Origin of the sequence: Citrobacter sp. Cb041 (assembly GCF_030336655.1) — a bacterium.
Taxonomy (GTDB): Bacteria; Pseudomonadota; Gammaproteobacteria; order Enterobacterales; family Enterobacteriaceae; genus Citrobacter; species Citrobacter braakii.
Window position 1 is genome coordinate 1 of sequence record NZ_JAOWDD010000004.1, and the last position, 666, is coordinate 666.

1 protein-coding gene is annotated in these 666 nt (G+C 42.6%); it reads right to left on the bottom strand.

The annotated features are described in order from the left end of the window. A partial coding sequence (locus OGV52_RS00020) for a T6SS immunity protein Tli3 family protein (protein WP_287107906.1) occupies positions 1-623 on the bottom strand: 623 nt, incomplete at its 3' end. Between the last annotated feature and the right edge of the window lie 43 nt (positions 624-666).

Sequence of the window (666 nt, forward strand, 5' to 3'; positions counted from 1 at the left end):
TACCCTGGAGATTCAGGTCTGATGTGGGCATTCACATACTCGCCATTGGATTTATGCTTGCCTGGCCTGTAGAGATAATACGTGTCATCAAAGAACTTATAATCTATACCCGGACCGCCGGGTTTTAGACGCGGATCGTCAAAAGGGTATGAACTCATATACAAATGATTCTGCGAAGTGGTAATAAATGCCTGATTATTGACCACCACCACTCTTTTGATTTCTTTTCCCTCCGGATAATCACGCATTACCCCATCTGAGTTTCTTTCCAGCGCCGGGAAAGAAGCCATATAGGTTGCGACCCGCCATGTTTGACCATAGTCTTTGGATATTAGATAAGCCGTTGGTTCCCAGTCTGGAATGAATATATATTTATCGGATGGGTGGATATAGGCCCCAGTGAAAACCCTGAAGGAAGCAAATTTACCATCAATTAACTCTTTGTGAATATTTCGTGTGGTATCATGATACCAAAGCGCGCCATCACAATTGAAGCCTTTCAATTCCAGATAGCGGTTATTATCATAGCGATAAATAATCTGCGAGGGTGATTTTGTACAGGCAGAGACGGCGCATAGCGAGATTGCTCCGATTATTATTTTTAACATGCTTCTCAGTTTCATCATTTATCCTTAAACGTTAAGCGACTCAGGCATATCCCATTGC